This is a genomic window from Micromonospora aridisoli (genome assembly GCF_056150025.1).
In genome coordinates this window covers 1-514 of sequence record NZ_JAXCFK010000191.1, presented here as the reverse complement: position 1 = coordinate 514, position 514 = coordinate 1, and the positions used below count along the sequence as shown (strand labels likewise).

Below are 514 nucleotides of genomic sequence, written 5' to 3'. Positions count from 1 at the left end.
TAAACGGATTACTTGGTGGAGATAAAAAAAACACCGAAACAGAAACTACAACCAAAGCAACAGAAACACCCAAAAAGACTGAGGATGTTGTCAAGGATGTTGCCAAAGACGCACTGAATAATCTATTTGGAAAAAAGAAAAAATAACCTTTAGGCAATTGCTACTTGTCGATAACGCATAGCGATCCTGTTTACATACGATCATAGTACTTATGACCAAAACAAAAAATCTCTTACTCATGTTTACCCGTAATCCAGAACTCGGAAAAGTCAAAACACGTTTGGCCAAAGATGTCGGTGACACAAAAGCATTAGCTATCTACAAGTTTTTATTAGAACACACTGTTCTTGTTACCAAAGATTTAGACGCCACTAAACAGGTGCATTATTCTGTCAAAATTAGAGAAAATGACCTCTGGGACACCTCCATATACGACAAAAAACAGCAACAAGGTTCGGACTTGGGTGGTAGAATGCAAAATGCCTTTGAGCAAGGATTCAAAGAAGGTTATCAG

The 514-nt window shown here is 37.7% G+C and carries 1 protein-coding gene; it reads left to right on the top strand.

The window, feature by feature from the left end; translation table 11 throughout:
* Positions 1–211 precede the first annotated feature (211 nt).
* Positions 212–514 (top strand): TIGR04282 family arsenosugar biosynthesis glycosyltransferase (locus SM447_RS30055; protein ID WP_474576235.1); only part of this gene is annotated, 303 nt, incomplete at its 3' end.